This window comes from Albidovulum sediminicola (genome assembly GCF_025751575.1).
GTDB classification, from domain to species: Bacteria; Pseudomonadota; Alphaproteobacteria; order Rhodobacterales; family Rhodobacteraceae; genus Albidovulum; species Albidovulum sediminicola.
This window is the reverse complement of sequence record NZ_JAOWLA010000062.1, coordinates 1-1161: the sequence shown is the minus strand read 5'-3', so window position 1 is coordinate 1161 and position 1161 is coordinate 1. Positions and strand designations below refer to the sequence as shown.

Annotated in this window: 1 protein-coding gene and 2 pseudogenes; 1 reads left to right on the top strand and 2 read right to left on the bottom strand. The window is 62.8% G+C overall.

Features of this window, described 5'->3' with window-relative positions; genetic code table 11:
- A pseudogene (locus tag OE647_RS20090) lies at positions 1–104 on the top strand (IS5/IS1182 family transposase); the annotation flags it as partial.
- A gap of 19 nt (positions 105–123) precedes the next feature.
- On the opposite strand, the gene OE647_RS20085 reads toward OE647_RS20090, so the two are convergent.
- Positions 124–600 (bottom strand): GspE/PulE family protein, encoded by a 477-nt coding sequence (locus OE647_RS20085; protein ID WP_318527980.1) that lies wholly within the window; start codon positions 598–600, stop codon positions 124–126.
- 17 nt (positions 601–617) lie between these two features.
- Positions 618–1037 (bottom strand): annotated as a pseudogene (locus OE647_RS20080) (DDE-type integrase/transposase/recombinase); the annotation flags it as partial.
- Positions 1038–1161 lie beyond the last annotated feature (124 nt).

Here is a 1161-nt window from a genome sequence, read left to right as displayed (position 1 = left end):
GCCGCCTCAAGGACTGGCGCCGCGTTGCCACCCGATACGACCGCTGCCCAGAAACCTTCTTTTCCGCCATCCTGCTCGCCGCGATCGTCATCTTCTGGCTATGAATGAGAATGAGTCTGGAGCCTAGAACGTCTCCCGCAACTCCACCTTTGCCCTCCGCCCCCCAACACCGCTCCCTGAGCAATCGCGGCAACCCGCCCCCGCGCAATCCGAGCAATCGAACGACCTCAGGTCCTGCGCTAGGACGCCGCGCAGCGTGTCGCGCACCAGGAACTCGGGTACGCCGAGGTCGACCAGCCGGGTGACCGCGCCATCGGCCGAGCCGGTGTGGAGCGTCGAGAGCACCATGCGCCCGACCTGGGCTGCGCGGCAGGCGATCTCGGCGGTTTCCTCGTCCCGGATCTCGCCCACAAGGATGACGTTTGGATCGTGACGCAGGATCCCGCGCAACACTCGGGCGAAGGTCAGGCCGATCGTCTCGTTCACCTGGACCTGCTGGACGCCGGGCAGGTTGTACTCGACCGGGTCCTCGACGGTGACGATCTTGCGGCCGGTGTCGTTCAGGGGTGCTGGCAGACAAATGCGAACCAGTCTCCACAAGGACAGCGGACCTGTCCTTATGCCGCGCAAAGACCGTGCCACTCGGTGAGAGCGGCGGCTCGGTTGGCCTTGAAGAGGTGTCGGCTGGAGAGGCTGCGTTTCGTGTTGAAGAGGTTGTAGACGGAGGCGTGGACGGCGGCGAACTTCGGTAACGTTCGCATACGCCGAAAGCGGGGCATGGCGCGTTCCCTTCGTCGGAATGGCAGGTGCGAATTCTCCGAGCGGTTGTTCATCCACCGCCCCGTTTCCTGGCGGTCGACCGCGCCGAGATCCCTCAAAGCAGCACCATAGGACCGGAGCTTGTCCGTCACGACGACGTCGGCCCGTCCATGCTTCTTCATTGTTCTGTTGAGGAATTTCAATGCAGCCTTCTTGTCCCGCGTCTTCGTGACGAAGCTTTCCAAGACCTCGCCTTCGTGATCGACAGCGCGCCACATGGACTTGCCCGACTTTTATGGAGAGCGTTTAGCTCACTTCCCGGGCTTTTCGCTCGAAGGCGATGGGGCTCTGGAAGCCGAGCGATGAATGCCGCCTGACGGGATTGTAGAACCCGTCGATGTA